This is a genomic window from Psychrobacter sp. TPE 89C, assembly GCF_055522395.1.
The window spans coordinates 1-20,165 of record NZ_JBVFXW010000005.1 but is presented as its reverse complement, the minus strand read 5'-3'; the positions used below and the strand labels follow the sequence as shown (position 1 = coordinate 20,165).

The window sequence follows — 20,165 nt, the reverse complement described above, 5'->3', positions numbered from 1 at the left end:
TCATGACGGACTCAACTAACCTAACCCATTTTCAAGAAATAACCATTATCCCTGACCCTGATATTGCGCCTTACTTTATCTGGAGCAAATTATTTATCCAATTGCATATAGCGTTGGTAGATGTGAAAAACAAGCATAATATCGACTCTATCGGTGTCAGCTTCCCCGATTATCATTATGATGATAAAACAGAGCAGTCATCCAAGCTTGGGCTAAAGCTACGTGTCTTTGCCTCCAACCAAAAAGATTTAGAAACCTTAAATCTTAACGATTGGCTATCGCGACTGACAGACTATGTACATATCAAAGGTATCAAAGACGTTGGCAACAAGGCCACTGGCTATGTCAGTGTCCATCGTTACCGTTTTAAACCTATTGATATACAAGCGAAAACTTTGTCAGAGAAACTTAAAGTTAGTTATGAGGAGGCCATGATAACTGTGGCTAAACGCAAGAATGAAATGGCATTGCCCTACATTCAAATGCGTAGCCAGACTAACAATAGCAACTATCGTCTAAGAGTGTTGCAACGGGCTTGTGATCAACCCAAAGTAGGCAGCTTTAATGTCTATGGCATAAATGGTATGTCAGATGCGATTACCGTGCCACATTGGTAATCGACTTGAATGGTAATGACGAATTACCCAAAAATTAGGCATAAAAACCCTTTTTTTTGACTATTTAAAAAATTACAATAAAATCAATCAGTTATATCCGGGCTAGAAATGGAGGGTAAAATAGGGTGTTTTGTCCTCCACGCCTTGTTGTAATTGATTTCTTTGAGGTATAATTCCTCTTCATCACCGCTCAGGTGACTTAGAAAATTATTTTAGAATATCCATACAGGGGTTTTGCCTTCATCACCGCTCAGGTGACTTAGAAAGCTGAGTTCTGCTATACGTTTGATGACGACAACTTCATCACCGCTCAGGTGACTTAGAAAACCTAAAAAACCCAACTGCGGCTGACCAATAACTTCATCACCGCTCAGGTGACTTAGAAAAGCATCAGACCCAGCAGCATCAAGAGCAACGTCTTCATCACCGCTCAGGTGACTTAGAAATGAATTATTAGTCACGATAGAGAAATTAAAAACTTCATCACCGCTCAGGTGACTTAGAAAACTCTATCTAATGGTGGACTCTTGTGCCAATACTTCATCACCGCTCAGGTGACTTAGAAATTAAATTATAGGCATCAAAAAAGCGGAGGTTACTTCATCACCGCTCAGGTGACTTAGAAAGATTTTATCGGGATCAACTGTCAAAACGCTACCTTCATCACCGCTCAGGTGACTTAGAAAAATTGGTTCTGGGTAAATACATTCACCCATAGCTTCATCACCGCTCAGGTGACTTAGAAAACGTATTTAAAATACATGGGCTTTAGCGTCGGTCTTCATCACCGCTCAGGTGACTTAGAAAATTGTCATCATGCTCAACACAACGAGAAGCCACTTCATCACCGCTCAGGTGACTTAGAAAACTTACCGCAATGTCAACACTAGTGTAATAACCTTCATCACCGCTCAGGTGACTTAGAAAATTAACGCAACCAAAACGGCTGGCGGTAAAGTCTTCATCACCGCTCAGGTGACTTAGAAAACCATTAAAGGCTTGCTTTAGTAGCGACTCAACTTCATCACCGCTCAGGTGACTTAGAAAGATTGTCTCAATGGCATGGACTGAGCCTTGCTCTTCATCACCGCTCAGGTGACTTAGAAAAATAAAGACCGAGCTAACACAGCCTAGGTTTTCTTCATCACCGCTCAGGTGACTTAGAAAACTCTATCTAATGGTGGACTCTTGTGCCAATACTTCATCACCGCTCAGGTGACTTAGAAATGTCACGTTAATTGCCAAACCTTCTGTCATCGCTTCATCACCGCTCAGGTGACTTAGAAAATGAACAACACCAGCCACTTGACCAGCACCGCCTTCATCACCGCTCAGGTGACTTAGAAAAAAGTTTCTAGTCCTACTGCACCACAAACAAACTTCATCACCGCTCAGGTGACTTAGAAAGTCTGAATGAACAACGTGTAAGGCTCTGTATCCTTCATCACCGCTCAGGTGACTTAGAAATAATCGATTTCGATTAATAACGGAGCTTTAAACTTCATCACCGCTCAGGTGACTTAGAAAGTACTAAACGGCATGACTTACACATACAAGTGCTTCATCACCGCTCAGGTGACTTAGAAATAAATACTTGGCCCGCAATCGTCCGCATCTTGCTTCATCACCGCTCAGGTGACTTAGAAAGTTGTAAAGAAACGAACCCTCTGTAAACACGACTTCATCACCGCTCAGGTGACTTAGAAAATACTGGATGTTTCTTTTGTCCATGGTGATACCTTCATCACCGCTCAGGTGACTTAGAAAATAGACAGCTTTGAGGCTGGAGCAACTGTGACCTTCATCACCGCTCAGGTGACTTAGAAAAGTCTGAGTTAGTAAAGCCGTATGTGCGCTGACTTCATCACCGCTCAGGTGACTTAGAAAAATCATGGCGAATGGATTATGTTAGGCCCATTCTTCATCACCGCTCAGGTGACTTAGAAATGTCCAAAATAAGCAGCCCATTAGCCGTATTACTTCATCACCGCTCAGGTGACTTAGAAAGTCATCGTGCATATTAAAAACGTACCGTGCTGCTTCATCACCGCTCAGGTGACTTAGAAAACTTGGCAATCTAGCAAGTATCACGCTGTAATCTTCATCACCGCTCAGGTGACTTAGAAAGCAAGACAAAAGAGCGGTTTGCGTCATTGGGTCTTCATCACCGCTCAGGTGACTTAGAAATAGCTGATCCTACCTCGTCGTCAATCGTCGTCCTTCATCACCGCTCAGGTGACTTAGAAACAATTGACACCACCAAAATATTGCATCGTAAACTTCATCACCGCTCAGGTGACTTAGAAATCAGTAAAGTTTGGATTATTAATTACAACCGTCTTCATCACCGCTCAGGTGACTTAGAAAATATGCGGCCTACCAACACCATCAAGGCGTTGCTTCATCACCGCTCAGGTGACTTAGAAAGATTGAGCCTGTACAAAATAAGCAGCCCATTACTTCATCACCGCTCAGGTGACTTAGAAATTGTATGCCGATTGTAGTTACAGCGTTATGCACTTCATCACCGCTCAGGTGACTTAGAAACATCTGCAAGCATACCTGAAAACTTTGTTAGTCTTCATCACCGCTCAGGTGACTTAGAAAGATGATGAACAAACATGGCGGTTAAATCCCTCCTTCATCACCGCTCAGGTGACTTAGAAAATAACAGCATCAACCAAAGACCAACCACCAACCTTCATCACCGCTCAGGTGACTTAGAAAACCAATAAATTTTGACGGTCTTTTTCTTACGTCTTCATCACCGCTCAGGTGACTTAGAAACTCAGTAGCTAATGTTTTACTATAAACGGTTGCTTCATCACCGCTCAGGTGACTTAGAAAAACTACGTGCAGACGTTCAGCAGGGCGCTGTACTTCATCACCGCTCAGGTGACTTAGAAAAACTACGTGCAGACGTTCAGCAGGGCGCTGTACTTCATCACCGCTCAGGTGACTTAGAAATATGTCATAACCCATTTCATCCTCTAGTATGACTTCATCACCGCTCAGGTGACTTAGAAATATGGGTTTAGAGCCGCTGTATGTGGCGTTGCCTTCATCACCGCTCAGGTGACTTAGAAAGTAGATGTTGAAGCGCCTGAGGGTGTTTATGACTTCATCACCGCTCAGGTGACTTAGAAAGTTAGTGGCGATGCAATCACCTACAACTTATCCTTCATCACCGCTCAGGTGACTTAGAAAAGCACGAAAGAACGCAACTCTCTTCGGACGTACTTCATCACCGCTCAGGTGACTTAGAAAATAGTGCGTACAATAGCTCTAAGGATGTATCACTTCATCACCGCTCAGGTGACTTAGAAAATCACGGCCAGACTTACCAATATTGCTGAATACTTCATCACCGCTCAGGTGACTTAGAAATGCCGTATCTTTCAATATGCTAGACAAGCTACCTTCATCACCGCTCAGGTGACTTAGAAATCATCAAACAAGGTTGTGTTGTTCAAGCACATCTTCATCACCGCTCAGGTGACTTAGAAAAATTTAAATTAGACAACGACGCTGACCATGAACTTCATCACCGCTCAGGTGACTTAGAAACGGTAAAAATATATCAACCGTATTTACACAGGCCTTCATCACCGCTCAGGTGACTTAGAAAACGACAGGAAGCTGCGTTCATTTAAGTCAATACTTCATCACCGCTCAGGTGACTTAGAAAGTTTCAACCGTTCAAGCTACCTTTGCACCTAACTTCATCACCGCTCAGGTGACTTAGAAATCTTGCTTTGGGTTTGGCTGTTAGTCAAACGCCTTCATCACCGCTCAGGTGACTTAGAAAGCCCGCACTGGTAGAAGCAAAGGCACTGGTAGCTTCATCACCGCTCAGGTGACTTAGAAAAACGTCAAAAGAAGGCAATGAGGGGCACTGACCTTCATCACCGCTCAGGTGACTTAGAAAGCAAACGAGGCCAAAGACTTTGATAAGGACGTCTTCATCACCGCTCAGGTGACTTAGAAAATAGAAACATTGGCTAAAAATATCCCTGACGCCTTCATCACCGCTCAGGTGACTTAGAAAATCAATAATATCCATTTCAACAGCTTTTAAAAACTTCATCACCGCTCAGGTGACTTAGAAACAAGTCTGATTAATTTATTGCCATATTTAGCACTTCATCACCGCTCAGGTGACTTAGAAATACTTTTTACAGAAGAGCTATTTTGTAAGAAACTTCATCACCGCTCAGGTGACTTAGAAAAATGACATTAGACGCAGATCGATTCTCCTTCACTTCATCACCGCTCAGGTGACTTAGAAAACTAAAGGGCAAAGGTGCTTCTACTAATAGAGCTTCATCACCGCTCAGGTGACTTAGAAAAGTGGCGTGACTGATGGTGAAACCCGAAAGTCCTTCATCACCGCTCAGGTGACTTAGAAACTTAGCAGAAACACCCGAACGTAATTGTCTTTCTTCATCACCGCTCAGGTGACTTAGAAAATTAGTACAATAAGCTTTTGAATCACCAACAGCTTCATCACCGCTCAGGTGACTTAGAAAATGACATTTGATCTTACAGTTGAGCAGCTATACTTCATCACCGCTCAGGTGACTTAGAAAATAGGCATTTGCATTTGTTCAGGTTTTTGCGGCTTCATCACCGCTCAGGTGACTTAGAAAAATGTACTAAACACTTCTGCCATCTGTCCGTCCTTCATCACCGCTCAGGTGACTTAGAAAAAAGTAGCCGCTATGATTGAAAACTTTAAAGCCTTCATCACCGCTCAGGTGACTTAGAAATTGATGACTTTACCGACAAAATGCAAAAAGTTCTTCATCACCGCTCAGGTGACTTAGAAATTCCCCTTTTGGGGCTTAGCATCAATACCTTTCTTCATCACCGCTCAGGTGACTTAGAAAATTACACACAGCAGGTTATCAAGGGCATTGGGCTTCATCACCGCTCAGGTGACTTAGAAATCTGTTAGTGCGCCGCTGTAACGCAATGCCGCCTTCATCACCGCTCAGGTGACTTAGAAATTATGAGCAACAATGTGTGATTCACTTTGAAACTTCATCACCGCTCAGGTGACTTAGAAAAAGTGTCCGAACCGTGAAACGCACATGAACACCTTCATCACCGCTCAGGTGACTTAGAAATGACGTGACTAATGCCATCATTGGTATGCGTGCTTCATCACCGCTCAGGTGACTTAGAAATTTGCCAGACTTTTCGCTGACCAGATAAGCATCTTCATCACCGCTCAGGTGACTTAGAAAACTAGAGCCACCAGTTTTGACGCATTTTGATCCTTCATCACCGCTCAGGTGACTTAGAAAGCTAATTCACACAAAGGCGATACATCAAAAGACTTCATCACCGCTCAGGTGACTTAGAAAATGGGCGAGCTATTCAGCGTTTCTTCTTCATTATATAAAATCATTTCTAGACTAAGGTTTAGTTGTTATAATAAATAACTGTGTATAAGGGATAAGAAATGAGAAGATTATTGGCAATTATGTTCTTAACTAGCGTGGCCCTTGGTGCTTGCTCAGATCAAGTTAATTCAGAAAGCGAGGCCAGTTCCTCAACCACTGCTAACGAGACTGATGGAGGAATAGGCTCTGACGCGCCTTTAGAGTCCGCTCAGGAACCAATAGCAGATAGTACAAATGATGAGACTGATTCAGATGGTCGCTCTACTGACTCGTCTTTCGAAGATGTCGAGGCGACAACTAAGTACAATCATATTTTACGAATGCGCCAGTATTGGATTGACGATGTAGAAGTTGGTAGCTCGACGTACCATGACTACACAGGAATTACTTATTATGACATTGCAGACGCTAATGGAGACCAGATAGCTCCAGTCTTCGAGGAACAACCTCTGGAAGATGATCGCCCAGATATCAATGGTGTCCCTGTTCCCGTATGGGCTCCTATGCTATCTAGCGCTTTTGCAGAAGACGTGGATAAAGCGTTATCTCAGTATGCTGATGATCGCCCTACTATCATACAAGGCGTGCTTAAAGGTTATTATAATAAAGGCATTATACTTAACGATATATGGATCGAGGGCGATGTAAAAGGTGATCTTAATGTAGGAGATATTATTACAGTCGGCTGTAATAAAGTGATGTTGAGCTACGCAGGAGGAGCCCTTGGTATGGTTGTTTTTGGATCTCAGTGTGAGTAATTAAAATTATTGGCCATAAAAAACCACTCTACATAGAGTGCTTTTTTTATACTGAAATTGCAAACAAGAAGAATATTATTTTGGCCACTACCAAGTATCATTTTAATCTCTATAGCTCATTATGTCTAAAGAATGATCATAAAAATGCCCACCTCCTAAATCCACTTTATCCTCTACCTGAACCTTCCTGGAATTGTCGGAGCCAGATTTACTTGAGTCAGCCATTTTCACTTAATAGATTAAAATCATCATAACACCGTCTTTCAAACTCAAAGGATGACAAGTAACCAATCGTGCTATCCAGTCGTTTTTTACTAAACCTGAGAAGCGTTAAAAATCGATTAATTATCGGTTTAGCTTTGCAAGACGAGAGCGGTGCTCGAATTACCGCCCATTCAAAGATTACTAATTCAACATCACTTACGCCGTCCTAGCTCTTTTTTAAATAATGAATGACCTCAGACTTATAAAGCCCATTGACCATTTCAGCCAATGCATTATCATACGAATTATCAGTCGTGCCCACAGAAGTGATAATGCCAAAGTCAGTCATACTATAAGTGTAGCGGATAGATACGTAATGAATCCCTCTATCGCTATGATGAATTACATCTTTGGGCTTGTTTCTGTCTGCTATCTCTTGATTTAAAGCTGCCATCACCATATCAGTGTTCATCCGCTTTGATACTTTCTAGCTAACGATAGCTCAAGCAAATGCATCATTGATAGATGCGTTATACACCTAGCCGCTTATAGTCTTCATATAAGTAAAGTCCACAACCTACAGCTGGTTAGGACGGTGAGCATTAAAGCTACAATTAACTAGGTCATCTGTATGCTTCTAGTCGTTACGGCTGCTCATGCTGAGTCATTGACTGCTCTACCGTACAACGAGCCACATGAATGCCATCTACTTTCATCTGCTACCAAACCTTACGAGCACCATAACGGCATTTGCTATCCTACCAAATACGTTTAATCCCACTTATATAGAAGTCGTAATGTTGACTGCGCAGTGATCGCTTTTCAGGATAGTTCTCCAAATTTTTGGCACGGTGATAGGTTGACGGTACTATTGGTAGTACTCAACAGATCATCTCGATCCCATGAGGATATTTGCTATCTTGGATAAATTGAATCATGATTTTAATCAGCGGCCGAGCTCTACCTGGACGAAAAAAGCAGCAGCCTTGCATATTATCTCGTTGGCTTGTTTGAGCTCTCTATTTTTGCGTTCAAGCTCTTTAACACATTGCTCTTGGCTTTGAGCTTGTACTGAAGCAGGAACGATTTGGTCTATGTGTTTCTTAGGCGTACAGCCAATCTCTGACGCTATAGCTTGAATGGCCGACCATGTGTAGAGATAGTCGCTCGCTGCTTCAATTAGCATGCGAACGGCGTGTTCTTTAATCTCGGGGGTGTAGGTTTGTCTTTTCATTGTCGTATTCTTTTAGAATATTAAGTATCCGACAATCTTGGGGCGGTTCATTTGTGTTTATATATTTGAAAAACTATCTGCCTTCTGCTATCTCAGCTTCTTCTCTAGAAACTTCTTTTGGTGAATCTGCATACCAATTATCTTGTGACTTTTCAAAATCATATGAACGAGTAACAACATCATGTCTACCAAAAGCTTCTACAGATAAACTGACAATACATCTAAATTCAACATTTTCCTCATAACCCTTGTATTTTCGTGGCGGCTTAGGCTCACATTTAATATAGTCAAAGTCTACTGAATCAGGCGTACGGACAAAACTCTCTAAAACTTTTTCTTTGACGACTGATTTACTTGGTCCGTTACCACTACAAGCTATCAATGTTAATGGTAAAAACAAAGCAAACAACTTTAAAAATCTCATATTTACATTCCAGCTTTAAGCTTTTTTAATTTTGAATATATCCAGTCTTAGTTCAAATAATAAGATTTAACAGTAACATTCAAGATGTCTTATTGTATAAGCTAGCGTATTTTATTTTTGTCGACGTCTAATACAGCGTCCTTGTACTTTACATTGCCTGAAATTAAAGTAATACCTTCGTCTATGGGGACAACATAGCTATCCAAACTGCCATAATTAACACATGCTGGCTGAATTTTACTACTATTTGTCCTTATAAATACCGCTTGCTGATAGTCCTCACACTCGCTTTCATGCTCTACTTTTTCTTCATAATCAGGAATAATAATTTCTTTTCCTTCAGCAATTTTTCCAATGCTAACATTAATATTTTTTGCAAACACTTGAGTGCTTCCTAACGTGGAAACCAGTAGTAAACTAAAGGTAATACCAAATTTCAACTTGTTCATAGCAGATAATCTCGATTAGTGTTGAATATAAAGGATGAAATATAGCTTATTACTAATAGCTAATGCAATGAAATTAAGGCTAAACTGAAACTAATAGATAGCTATGACTTCAAAACGTCTTACTCTAATAGTAAGTCAAATACATACCATTCACTATTCAAATACCACAGCAGCCATCATCGTATAAATCACATCTGCTTTTAAATTCTACAAGCGGCATATCTACAAGCAATATTATCTATTTTAAACATATGAGCAGGCTGTACGTTTTCATCATAAAGTTCTACTCGAAGTGGCATTTATACTGCCTACTAGATAGTTATTTACGTACATATCAATCTATACCCGACCTCTACTCTTCAAGTAGTACTTTGCCTTGTCTCCACTTTCCACTCCCAAGCTATCACCCTAAACTACGTTTCTAGTTATCTTATCCATTCATACACCTACAAACTCTAGCTACACTCCTAAACTCTCTCAGATAAGATCACCATAGATTGTCTATAAAAGCTCAAAAGACGTCACCTGATGTCGTGTATTTCATACTTTTGCTTCAAATATTAGCAAATTGACTTTCAATTGTTTGCTAATACTCGTAAATTATTAGTGGAGGTCAATACACAGGATATAACGACCAAATCATTAACTCGATATCTCAGTGAGAAATATATGAAATCACTATCGATCGCTAAGCTACAAACACTCAATGTACTTGTATATCCAGACATCGTTGGTTTATTTGATATTTATACCTGCCATATTAGGCCGCTGCTTGACAGCAAGACTATCGAACTTGAGCAAAGTAATGCTTGCTCGAAACTTACCTGCTTTATAAAAGAGGAGGAAAAGTGGTTCTTGCTCAATAACTTTGAGCTATTTTATATAGTAAAAAGCCCTTATATTGATTTTGATGTATTAAGACAAGAAGTGGCTGTGAAATACATCTCAAAGAGTCAGTTTGATTTTGGCATCAGTTTTTACGAGCTTATCGACCTCATTGCTCTACATAATAAAAAGATAGATATTAGGCTCGTTTATACGCAGCTAAACGAGCTATTGGATCAAGAAATAAACCAAAAACTATTTGGCAAAAATATTTTTGCTATTACTACATTTTGTCGGCTTATAAAAATAAATGAGCAGACTTATCATAAACGTCGTCCTACTGGAGTATCGTGATGGCTCAAGATAATGACACCTCACCCAATGAGGAACAATGGCTGTCTGCAAAGACCATTGATTATTTAAAGAGTGAGGAAGCGTTTGTTTACCCAGAAGCTATTATAGATGCTATCTCCACCATTATTATCGCAGTACATGACAGTTATAAATCCTCTAATAATTCTATTGAACCTTTATTAGAGATGACTGTACTAATACTACAAGATGAGCCTATTGCCTCTAAGTATATGCAAATCAGTCGTACTCATTTAGCAGAAAAACCACTGATGATGCAGCTGCTGATCCTAATGCAGAATATTGTCACCAAACAACAATTAGGCCACTCATTGCAACACCTAGTTTGGTTAGCAATAGCAATGCACACTGCAGCTTTACTTATCATTCAAGATAAGAAAACTCATACCAATAATATACTGATGCAGTTTAAGATGGCGCAATTCTCAGCATCTTCTAGGCGCAAATGGCTTTGGAACGCACTTCCTGACATCTCCCACACTGAGATGAGTATAGAGCGTATATTATCGGTATTTAATAGTCTATTAGATCAGCAAAAAAGCGAACTTGTAGCACTAATCAATGGCCAAGCTACTCATACAGAGAAAGTAAAAAAAGACAAGTCTGACATAAAAGCCAAGCTGAGCCAGATAGATAAAATAACGACCGCCTACCAACACGCACACGACTTGCATGCACCAAAACCTGAGCGCAAGAAGCCACCAAAAAATAACAGCATTAAACCCATAAACTTATCCGATGATAAACCAATATATCCTCTCGATTATGGAGCTACAAACTCTAACTGGAATAGTAAGCCTGATAAAGACAATTGGAACACCACACCTGATGATGTCGAACACAGCTCTACCACCATAGACCTAGCATTTCTGGAAGCTAATACCGAAACCTATGAAGGGTTAACGACGAGCTTTGAAGAGTACATCGATCACAATGAATTGCCCTATATCAGCTACGACAACTATCCAAACCCTCTAATTAGAAACTCTATACCGCTGCAAACTATCGACTTATCGCTGCAGCAAAACTATATGTCCCAGCGTAATCTCGCGCTCAACTCTAACACACGCTTACTTTCCGTTGCTGGTTATCAAACCCTATTTGCCGCACTACACCAAGATGCTAAATCTTTACCAGAGTCAGATAACAATAAAACCTGCGCTGGCATTTTATTGCTATCAATGCTTACTGGCCTTCCTGTTAAGTCCTTAATAATACCAGGCTATGTCGGTCATCCTAGTATTTTTAGCATCCATGACAAAAGAGCTTATATTAAACATAGCCTTGGTATTACTAAACGATCTGTTAGCCAAACGTTAACAAAGGAAGATTACGAAAATCATTCTGACACTATTAAAATTCCACTGCCATTATGGCTAATTGATAACCTGCTGGCTTGTCAGTTGCCTATAAAAGAAGAGTTTACGACTTACCTTGCCAACTTGCGTAATAGCCTTGGACTGCCCTATCTTTCGGTCAACCGAATAGAAACAGTATTACATGTTGTACTCTCTCGCTATACGCCAGATTGTCATGCACATATTGCCGATATCATTTGCCGCACGCCAGCGCCCCATGCTCCAGCGATGTACTATAGCAGCCATACTAGTGAAGGGATCATCGCTCACTATAAGTCGGCGCTAAGTGTACTCAGCAATATAAGTAGTTTTGACTTAGCTTATATCACCCCTTGGCATAAATACACCATAGGCTCTGGGTTTGCACTCAAGCTCGAAACCGTTCGTAACATCATAGATGAGATAAAAATTTGGGCAGATCAAAGTACAAATTATGATGAGCACTTTAATAGAACCAGTATTTTTATATGGTTTATCTTTTGCCTTTTAACGGGCGTGCGACCGAACAACGGTCTTGGCAAGATATACGATATCGATCTTGATATGGGGTTGCTAGAGATCAACGATAAGCCCGTTAAGAAAGTAAAAAGTGATCGTCTGATACCACTATGCCTCACCCTTGTACGCCATTTGACAGACTATAGAGACTATATAATTGACTATCAGGCTAAGCATCAATTGAAGCACGACATCAGCACTACCGTTGATGATATTCGCTTAGGTAACGATGAAGCGTTATTGAAACTTTTATCTGCAAGTGTAAGTAACCTAAAAGATATTAAGCGCGGTGACACCTATAATTTTACCAAAAACGTTATTGATGCCAACCCTTACTGGACTCGTCACTTTGTGCGTACTCAGCTTGAGAAACGTAGTGTTCAGCTGCCACTCATCAACACTATTATTGGTCATGAAAAATCTCGTCAAGAGGTATTAGGACGTTTCTCATCGAGCAGTAAAAGAGATATAAGACGTGTAGCACCTGTATTTGAGCAGATCGCTGAACAGTTAGGGTTAAACCTTATAGAGATAAACAACTATTCTAAGATAAGCCATATTGAAAGAATATATGCGGGAGTAGACCATGTTGATAGATAATATTCACCTGCCCAAAATCATCGATGGCTTGGCAAATTTTGATGGCAGAAAAAGATGCTACGTGCCTTATCCTTCTGAACTCAAAGACGATAGCCCTAAAAAATATGACATACAGCTACTGGCCGACCTACAGACTGAGTGGGATTCCCTGCAAAGAACTCATCCTGGTAATATTAGGTTCACCAAATCTTTTGACAAAGATTACGAACAAGTACTTTGGCCAAGTAATCGCACCTTTTTAGTTATACCGAGCCCTGTAAGTTTTGCTGATGAGTTATGGTTATTACAGAGTCAAGAACTAGACCAATTTCAGCGTGACTTTGATAATAAGCTAAAACCCTTATCTAACGAAGGGTTCGATAAGTTTCAAGTTATTGTTCAAGACAAAATTTCTAAAGCCTATAAAACAACCAAAAAATTAACACAAGCATGGCAGACTGTTAGTCAATTTATTGATTATCAAAATCAACATTACATGCTTGCAAAACACTATTACCCTAAGATAGTCGCGCCGCAGCCCACAAAGTTCAATCCATTGATTATTAATAACGACTGGGTCAAAAATGGCAAGTCACTGGTCAAGATTATTCGTGTCGCACAAACACACTGGAATCAAACAGCTGATTATAGCCAAGATCAGATTTTAGGCTGGCTGATATTTTCAGGGATTGTGTATGGTGGTATTAATGAAATACAGATGCTCCAAGGGTGGCTTACCTCATTGCTCACCAAAAAATATCAGCCATTCATCAAAGAAAGGATAGTGGTCTCGCCGCGCTTTGTACAAAAGCGCTTTGGTAATGAACGAGAAGAAGAAAGTGACAAGCTTTATAACACCAAGCAAATCGTCGTAGATGTAGTCAGTCAGTGTTGGCTGATGCGTTACCATAAAAACAGCAGTCAAACAGATATCAATCATATCATTGCCAAGCTGTCAGCAGATAAGATTGAGCTATACTTGACCACTGTTTTATCTAACCTAATCAAGCCTTTAAATATTAAACCCCTCTCCTTTTCAAAATTTTTATATTACGCAAGCTACCACTGGGAGATGCTCGATGGCGCTGATATTGATCATGCTTCAGTTGGTATACTTCGAGGTATGCATAACACTGCTGGACTGAGCACGCAGGATTTTGATAATTTTTTGAACCAAAAATATCAACATAAAGTTGAGCACTATAATCTAGAACATATTTTAGCGCTATCTATCAGTACAAGCTCTATTGCTCAAAAAGAGACGGGCAACATTTCTACCAAAAAAATAGAGGTTAGAAAGTCTGATTTGATTATGAGTCTCACTAAAGACTTTAAAATGGATAAAAAATATGAAAAGAAAAAATCCAATAGCAATCCGTACACAATTATCGAAAGAGTAGAAAAACGCTATAAGCAATATGATGACTTAAGTGAAAAAATTTTATTAGATTGGGTACTAAGTTTACTAAATAGAAAAAAGTCAAAATCACCTAGTAATGAGTCTATTTTGAAATATATTAAAACTATAGGCTATGAATGGCTATATTTTACAACGGCGCAGCCGCTTGATATTTGGTCAGAGGAAGAGTTTGAGGAACTTTATGAAGATATTTTAGAGTACAAAGCTGTCGTACGGAACAATACTGACATTGGATACTCTGCCAATCTATTGAAGAGTATGCACAACTTTGCTAAGAGCAAATACAATCTACCCTCCGTGAACTTTCAACAGTCGAAAAACGGTCGGCGTGTACGTGCCGAGCTGATATCACCGCAAGCGTACCAAACCATTATCACGCAAATACTGGGTTCTGTAGATATACTAGAGCGGGAGATGTTCGCACTTTTATTTATCTTAGTCTATCGTACTGGCATGCGCAAAAAAGAGCTGTTGGGACTTAAGTATAGTGACATCGAAGGTTTGAAGGTAGCCACACCCTCAGTGGTGATCAGGCCTAATAGCTACCGCTCAACTAAGACTCAAAGTAGTATCCGCCGCATTCCTATATTTGCCCTTCTAAAGCCTGACGAATTGAACCTCTTTATCACCTTTGTACAAAGTAATATTGGCAGTAACTCAAACAAATTTATCTTTACCTTATCATCAGATCAGCGCCCTATTGGTGATCATGTTCCCTTACAGTTACTCAAACGAGTCTTAAAAGACATATCGGTAAATGATAATGTGGCAGAGCATACCTTTCATGGATTTAGACATACGGCTGTGAGCAACCTATCTTTAGCGCTAGTAGGTCATCCAGATATCGTAGAGGCACTAACCGATTATGATAAAAGCGATATTTTACGTATCAAACATGGCTTATTGGGTGAGCATATTGATGCACAAGATCGTTGGTACGCTCTATCAGGTATTATGGGACATTTGTCGCCTGAGCGTAGCTTTGAGTATTACAACCATTTTGCCACTTTAATGGCGACCTATGCATTGAGTGTTGCTGACATCAGACTACCCAAGCAAACACTGTGTAACATTACCAAGCTCCCTCCTAGAAAGATTGAGGATAATGCTGACATTACTGCTAGTGGCATAGCCAGCATATCTAGCATATCTAGCATGCGTACACTTTTATTTAAAAGTATTATAGAAGGCAAACGCAAGTCACCGAAATTTACGATCGAAAGCTGTGATAAGCAATTTCTCTTGAGTACCAATACGCTAGCCACTAATGAACTGTTTGGTCGTTATGGTCTAAACCGAGTTCAACTGCTGCTACAGACTTATGATAAAAATATACCATTAGATAAAGCAGCCCAGTTGGCACATATTCCTATTCAAGATGCAAATATTTTAATAAAACGTGCCAACGAAGTTGTCGCTATCACTACTAAACGCGGTAAACCTCGTTTTGTAAAGCTCATAGACTCAGAACCTACTGTCTTAAGCCCACTGCACATTCAATACCAAAGTGATTTAAGATTGCTGTCACCTTTATTAAATAATGCCTATCGTCTACGAGAAAAGTCAGGAACTGATTGGGCTTGGTTTATTGAGATATGTAGTCAAAAACTCTCTAATAGCAGAGCATACCTACCATTTAGAAAAGGAGATGAGAAAGAGTTGCAGCGTTTCATCAATATTGCTGAGAAACTGCTGCCTTTGAAACATTGGCTAATAAGTAGCAACGAAGCTTTATGGATGAAAAATATGTCACATACTGATTATCAAGACATTAAGCAGCAATCTAATGATTCGACAAGCGCTCTCCATATCGGTATTGCTAGCCGAGATCCTAGAGAGCAAACGAATAAATGGCAGCACTCACCGCTACTACGGTTTTTTGTGCATATGATGCTTATTACAGATGAAAAGCTAGCTATTGTGAATTAATCTTCTTACATCAAGCCTTATTTGTCATAACGCACGTTACGGGAACAAGATGCAGCCTTTATACTTTTTGCTGATCATCAGTGGTGACAGGACTGATTTCTGTATCATCAGCCTGAGCCCCTACCTGTGTATTTGAACCATTGTTTGAAACTGGTGTACTATTTTCATGGTCAAGTGAACGATTATTGCGAGCACGCGAAGTTTCTTCATCTTTGACTGCTTCTTTAAAACCCTTTACTGCACCGCCTAAATCTTTGCCAGCATTTTTAAGCTTAGTAGTGCCAAATACGACCACCACCACTACTAATAAAATCAGCCAATGTGTAATAGAAAAACTGCCCATAACGTGATCCTTATATTTTAAAGTCTTGATAAGACCAGTATGTGTATGTGTGCTTTAAGACCCTCTTTACCGTACAAAAATTACAGTTTCAAGCGACGCAATCTCAGCGCATTGCCAATAACAGATACTGAAGACAGACTCATCGCAGCGGCTGCTATCATTGGACTGAGCAACAGCCCAAAGAATGGATACAGAACGCCTGCCGCAAGCGGTATACCAAGCGCATTGTAGATAAACGCAAAAAACAGATTTTGTCTGATATTTTGCATCGTAGAATGACTCAGTTCATGGGCTCTGACAATTCCCATCAGATCACCCTTCACTAACGTGATGCCAGCACTCTCCATAGCCACATCTGTTCCTGTGCCCATGGCAATGCCAACGTTAGCCTGTGCAAGAGCGGGAGCATCGTTAATACCGTCACCCGCCATAGCCACGACCTTGCCGCTATTTTGTAGCTCTTTGATAATACGGTTTTTGTCTTCTGGAGAGACGTCAGCATGTACCTCATCAATATTTAACTTACTGGCAACGGCTCTAGCAGTTATTTCGTTGTCACCTGTTAGCATGACCACCTTTAGTCCAGCCTGATGCAGTAAAGATATCGCTTCGCTAGTACTCGGCTTGATCGGATCAGCGACTGATATTAAACCAGCAGCTTGGCCGTTTACTGCTACAAACATTACCGTTTCGCCGTCTTTTCTGCGCTTATCAGCACGTTCTGAAAGCGTACTGTCAAAGCTATCAAGACGTTGCATAAATTTTGAGTTGCCTACAGCGACTTGCTTGCCATTGACCAGTGCCTGCGCGCCTTCGCCTGTGGTCGAGCTAAAATCACTGGCTTTAGCAATATCAAGAGATTTTTCCTGCGCAGCTTTAACAATAGCTTCTGCCAAAGGATGCTCGCTGGCAGTCTCTACCGCAGCGACAAGTATAAGCAGTTCATTTTCATCTAAGCCACCAAGTGCTTCGATAGCAGTGACCTCTGGTTTGCCTGCGGTTAATGTTCCCGTTTTATCGACAACGATGGTATCGACTTTTTCCATGCTCTCTAACGCTTCAGCGTTTTTGATAAGCACACCATTCTGAGCACCCTTTCCGGTACCGACCATAATCGACATAGGCGTGGCGAGTCCTAACGCACAGGGGCAAGCGATGATTAACACTGCAATAGCGTTGACCAGTGCAAAGGCCATGGCAGGCGCAGGCCCAAAGATAGCCCAGACGATAAAAGTTATGATAGAGCAGATAAGGACAATTGGCACAAACCATCCAGCCACTTTATCCACCAGTTTCTGTATTGGTGCGCGACTGCGCTGGGCTTCAGCAACCATTTTGACGATCTTGGACAGAACCGTGTCATCACCTACGTCAACCGCTTCAATCAGTAGGGTTCCCGTGCCGTTTACCGTGCCACCAGTAACCGTATCGCCTTTTGCTTTAGAAACCGGAATAGGTTCCCCCGTTACCATCGACTCATCGATACTGCTACTGCCTTCAAGCACAATACCATCTACAGGGAGTTTCTCTCCTGGCTTAACCCGTAATTTGTCGCCACTGATAACTTCGTCAAGGGAGACTTCTGTCTCAACGCCTTGCTCATCTACCCGCCTTGCATTTGGTGGTGCCAACTCAAGAAGAGCACGAATTGCGCCAGAAGTCTGGCTTCGGGCTTTAAGCTCTAGCACCTGACCTAGTAGTACTAACGTCGTGACAACTGCTGCTGCTTCATAATAAACACCGACTCGACCGGATGCATCCCTAAAACTGTCTGGGAAAATGCCCGGAATAAAGGTTGCTATCAGACTGAAACCAAATGCTGTGCCTACACCTATCGCAATTAGGGTAAACATATTTAGGTTGCGACTTTTTATGGATTGCCAACCTCGCACGAAGAAAGGTGCTGCTCCCCATAGCACCACTGGTACCGCAAGCGCCAACTGTATCCACTGAGCAATCTGCCCAGCGATATCACCCTGACCGCCTTGAATGAAGCTGTCTAAATTTATACCTACCATATCGCTCATTGCATACAAAAACAAAGGGACGGTCAGCACGGTACAAATCCAAAAACGCCGAGTCATGTCATCGAGCTCTGAGGTATCCTCTTCACCAATAGTAGCAGTCTCTGATTCAAGTGCCATGCCACATATGGGACAGCCACTATTCTCAACATCTCTGACTTCGGGATGCATGGGGCAGGTATAAACGATTCCGCTGTAGCCAGCTGGCACCTTATCGTACTTGCCGCCTTTTATAGAGTTTACCTTAGTACGGTCAGTATCCTTTCCATGACAGTGTGCATGACTGTCTTCATTATCATTTGAATCAGTAACCTCGCCCTCAGGTTTGAGAAACATACCGCATATTGGGCAATCGCTTTTTTCCACATCTCTCACTTCGGGATGCATAGGGCAGGTATAAACGGTACCGCTATAATTTTCCGGTACTTTGTCGTATTTACTCTCTTTAGTAGGATGGGCATCGGTATTCGACGGACTATGGCAGCTTGCACGGTCATCTTTCATTGCTACCATCTCGGCAACAGTGTCGTCAGGTTTAAGAGACATTTTGCATATTGGACAGCCGCTATCTGTAACGTTTTTCACCTCTGGATGCATCGGACAGGTATAAACGGTTCCGCTGTAGCCCTCTGGCACTTTGTCGTATTTACCGCTTTTGATATGCGCTTGCTTGGCCACATGTTTCATAAAAACTACTCCTTGAAGACCATAAGTAAATATTCTGATTCAGTCATATCAACCGCTGATAGCCGTTGTCTCTACTCTTACTTTATACGCTTAATAACTTATCTAAGAATAAGACTCAATCTGGTTTACGCAGGTGTTTGAGTAGCGACATAATAATTAATATCAATATGGCCAAAAACAGTAGGGCAAATACTAAACAGAGAACCATCATCCCCCAGCTCATCTCGTGCATCATCGATCCATTCATGAGGCCATCCATAGGCCCGCTCATCATACCGTGCATCATAATAATCATGATGAGTACTCCTTACTTGTTATTTCCTTAGTATAAGTAATGATATAGTACTGGCGTGTGAACATATACCTTTCAATAGGCTACTTACTTAATGATACCTAATACAGAGTGCTCAGAATTTGTGACTGTTTATTCCAACTCATCAATCAATTGCTTCATCTCAGAGATTTCACGCTTTTGCGCTTTTATAATATCGTCAGCAAGCTTTTGTACACGCGGATCTTCAATATCAGCGCGACTACTGGTGAGAATAGCAATCGAGTGATGCGGTATCATCGCTTGCATCCAATCGACTTGATCGACCGTTGCTTGTGATCTAACACCCCAAATACCAACAGCAAACATCAATACACTCAGGCCATAGATCATCAAATTGACCTTGGTCTTCTTATACATATTGGTCATAAATGCCAACATGACCACTGCCATACCGGCACCCATGTAGAGCGCCATGTAAGCTCGGGTTTCACTAAAATAAATATGATCCCATTCATAAGTATTGAAATACATCATGATGTACATCACAATCGTAGACGTCACAATCATCAGAGTGAACTTTACATAAGGGTTCATGCCCTGTTGATGATTCATGCTGTTTTGATCTGAAGCATTCATAGTATATCCCCTATTATTTTAATAATATTAGAACCAGAATTTGACCCCCGCAGTCAAACTACTACTATCAACCGATTCATTTTCTTGACGTCGTTGACCACGAGCCTTGCCAAGCGCTGTCTCATA

General features: G+C 41.1%; 11 protein-coding genes, 1 pseudogene and 1 CRISPR repeat array. Of the genes and pseudogenes, 5 read left to right on the top strand and 7 right to left on the bottom strand.

Annotation, left to right across the window (positions count from 1 at the left end; genetic code table 11):
• Positions 1–2: 2 nt before the first annotated feature.
• Both cas6f and ACZW67_RS02945 read left to right on the top strand, forming a co-directional pair.
• Positions 3–617 (top strand): type I-F CRISPR-associated endoribonuclease Cas6/Csy4, encoded by a 615-nt coding sequence (gene cas6f / locus ACZW67_RS02950; RefSeq protein WP_465182100.1) that lies wholly within the window; start codon positions 3–5, stop codon positions 615–617.
• Between the two features lie 178 nt (positions 618–795).
• A CRISPR array of direct repeats spans positions 796–5,986; the repeat unit is 28 nt; unit sequence CTTCATCACCGCTCAGGTGACTTAGAAA.
• 98 nt (positions 5,987–6,084) lie between these two features.
• Positions 6,085–6,783: a hypothetical protein gene (locus ACZW67_RS02945; RefSeq protein WP_465182099.1), complete on the top strand. Its 699-nt coding sequence runs from the start codon at positions 6,085–6,087 to the stop codon at positions 6,781–6,783.
• A gap of 217 nt (positions 6,784–7,000) precedes the next feature.
• On the opposite strand, the pseudogene ACZW67_RS02940 reads toward ACZW67_RS02945, so the two are convergent.
• From ACZW67_RS02940 to ACZW67_RS02930, 3 genes and pseudogenes are all read right to left on the bottom strand, one after another.
• Positions 7,001–8,221, bottom strand: a pseudogene (locus tag ACZW67_RS02940) (IS3 family transposase).
• Positions 8,222–8,294: 73 nt separating this feature from the next.
• Positions 8,295–8,645 carry a hypothetical protein gene (locus ACZW67_RS02935; RefSeq protein WP_465182098.1) on the bottom strand — a complete coding sequence of 117 codons (351 nt, stop codon included), beginning with the start codon at positions 8,643–8,645 and terminating at the stop codon, positions 8,295–8,297.
• Between the two features lie 101 nt (positions 8,646–8,746).
• The gene (locus tag ACZW67_RS02930) at positions 8,747–9,094 is read right to left on the bottom strand and encodes a hypothetical protein (protein ID WP_465182097.1); all 348 of its coding nucleotides are present in this window, start codon (positions 9,092–9,094) and stop codon (positions 8,747–8,749) included.
• 669 nt (positions 9,095–9,763) lie between these two features.
• Here ACZW67_RS02930 and ACZW67_RS02925 point away from each other — a divergent pair.
• From ACZW67_RS02925 to ACZW67_RS02915, 3 genes are read left to right on the top strand one after another with little or no spacing between them, the layout of a single operon-like run.
• Complete coding sequence (locus ACZW67_RS02925; RefSeq protein WP_465182096.1) at positions 9,764–10,273, top strand: hypothetical protein; 510 nt, start codon at positions 9,764–9,766, stop codon at positions 10,271–10,273.
• Positions 10,273–12,747: a site-specific integrase gene (locus ACZW67_RS02920; protein WP_465182095.1), complete on the top strand. Its 2,475-nt coding sequence runs from the start codon at positions 10,273–10,275 to the stop codon at positions 12,745–12,747. Before ACZW67_RS02925 ends, ACZW67_RS02920 begins: the two co-directional genes overlap by 1 nt.
• The gene (locus ACZW67_RS02915; protein WP_465182094.1) at positions 12,734–16,075 is read left to right on the top strand and encodes a tyrosine-type recombinase/integrase; all 3,342 of its coding nucleotides are present in this window, start codon (positions 12,734–12,736) and stop codon (positions 16,073–16,075) included. The genes ACZW67_RS02920 and ACZW67_RS02915 overlap by 14 nt, the downstream gene beginning before the upstream one ends.
• A gap of 58 nt (positions 16,076–16,133) precedes the next feature.
• Here the strand turns inward: ACZW67_RS02915 and tatA are convergent, their stop codons facing one another.
• From tatA to ACZW67_RS02895, 4 genes are all read right to left on the bottom strand, one after another.
• Complete coding sequence (gene tatA / locus ACZW67_RS02910; RefSeq protein ID WP_110922569.1) at positions 16,134–16,418, bottom strand: Sec-independent protein translocase subunit TatA; 285 nt, start codon at positions 16,416–16,418, stop codon at positions 16,134–16,136.
• Between the two features lie 80 nt (positions 16,419–16,498).
• A complete protein-coding gene (locus tag ACZW67_RS02905; RefSeq protein ID WP_465182093.1) occupies positions 16,499–19,129 on the bottom strand; it encodes a copper-transporting P-type ATPase in 2,631 nt (876 codons plus the stop codon).
• Between the two features lie 115 nt (positions 19,130–19,244).
• The gene (locus tag ACZW67_RS02900) at positions 19,245–19,424 is read right to left on the bottom strand and encodes a hypothetical protein (RefSeq protein ID WP_110922567.1); all 180 of its coding nucleotides are present in this window, start codon (positions 19,422–19,424) and stop codon (positions 19,245–19,247) included.
• 129 nt (positions 19,425–19,553) lie between these two features.
• Complete coding sequence (locus ACZW67_RS02895) at positions 19,554–20,039, bottom strand: DUF305 domain-containing protein (protein WP_465182092.1); 486 nt, start codon at positions 20,037–20,039, stop codon at positions 19,554–19,556.
• Positions 20,040–20,165: the final 126 nt, after the last annotated feature.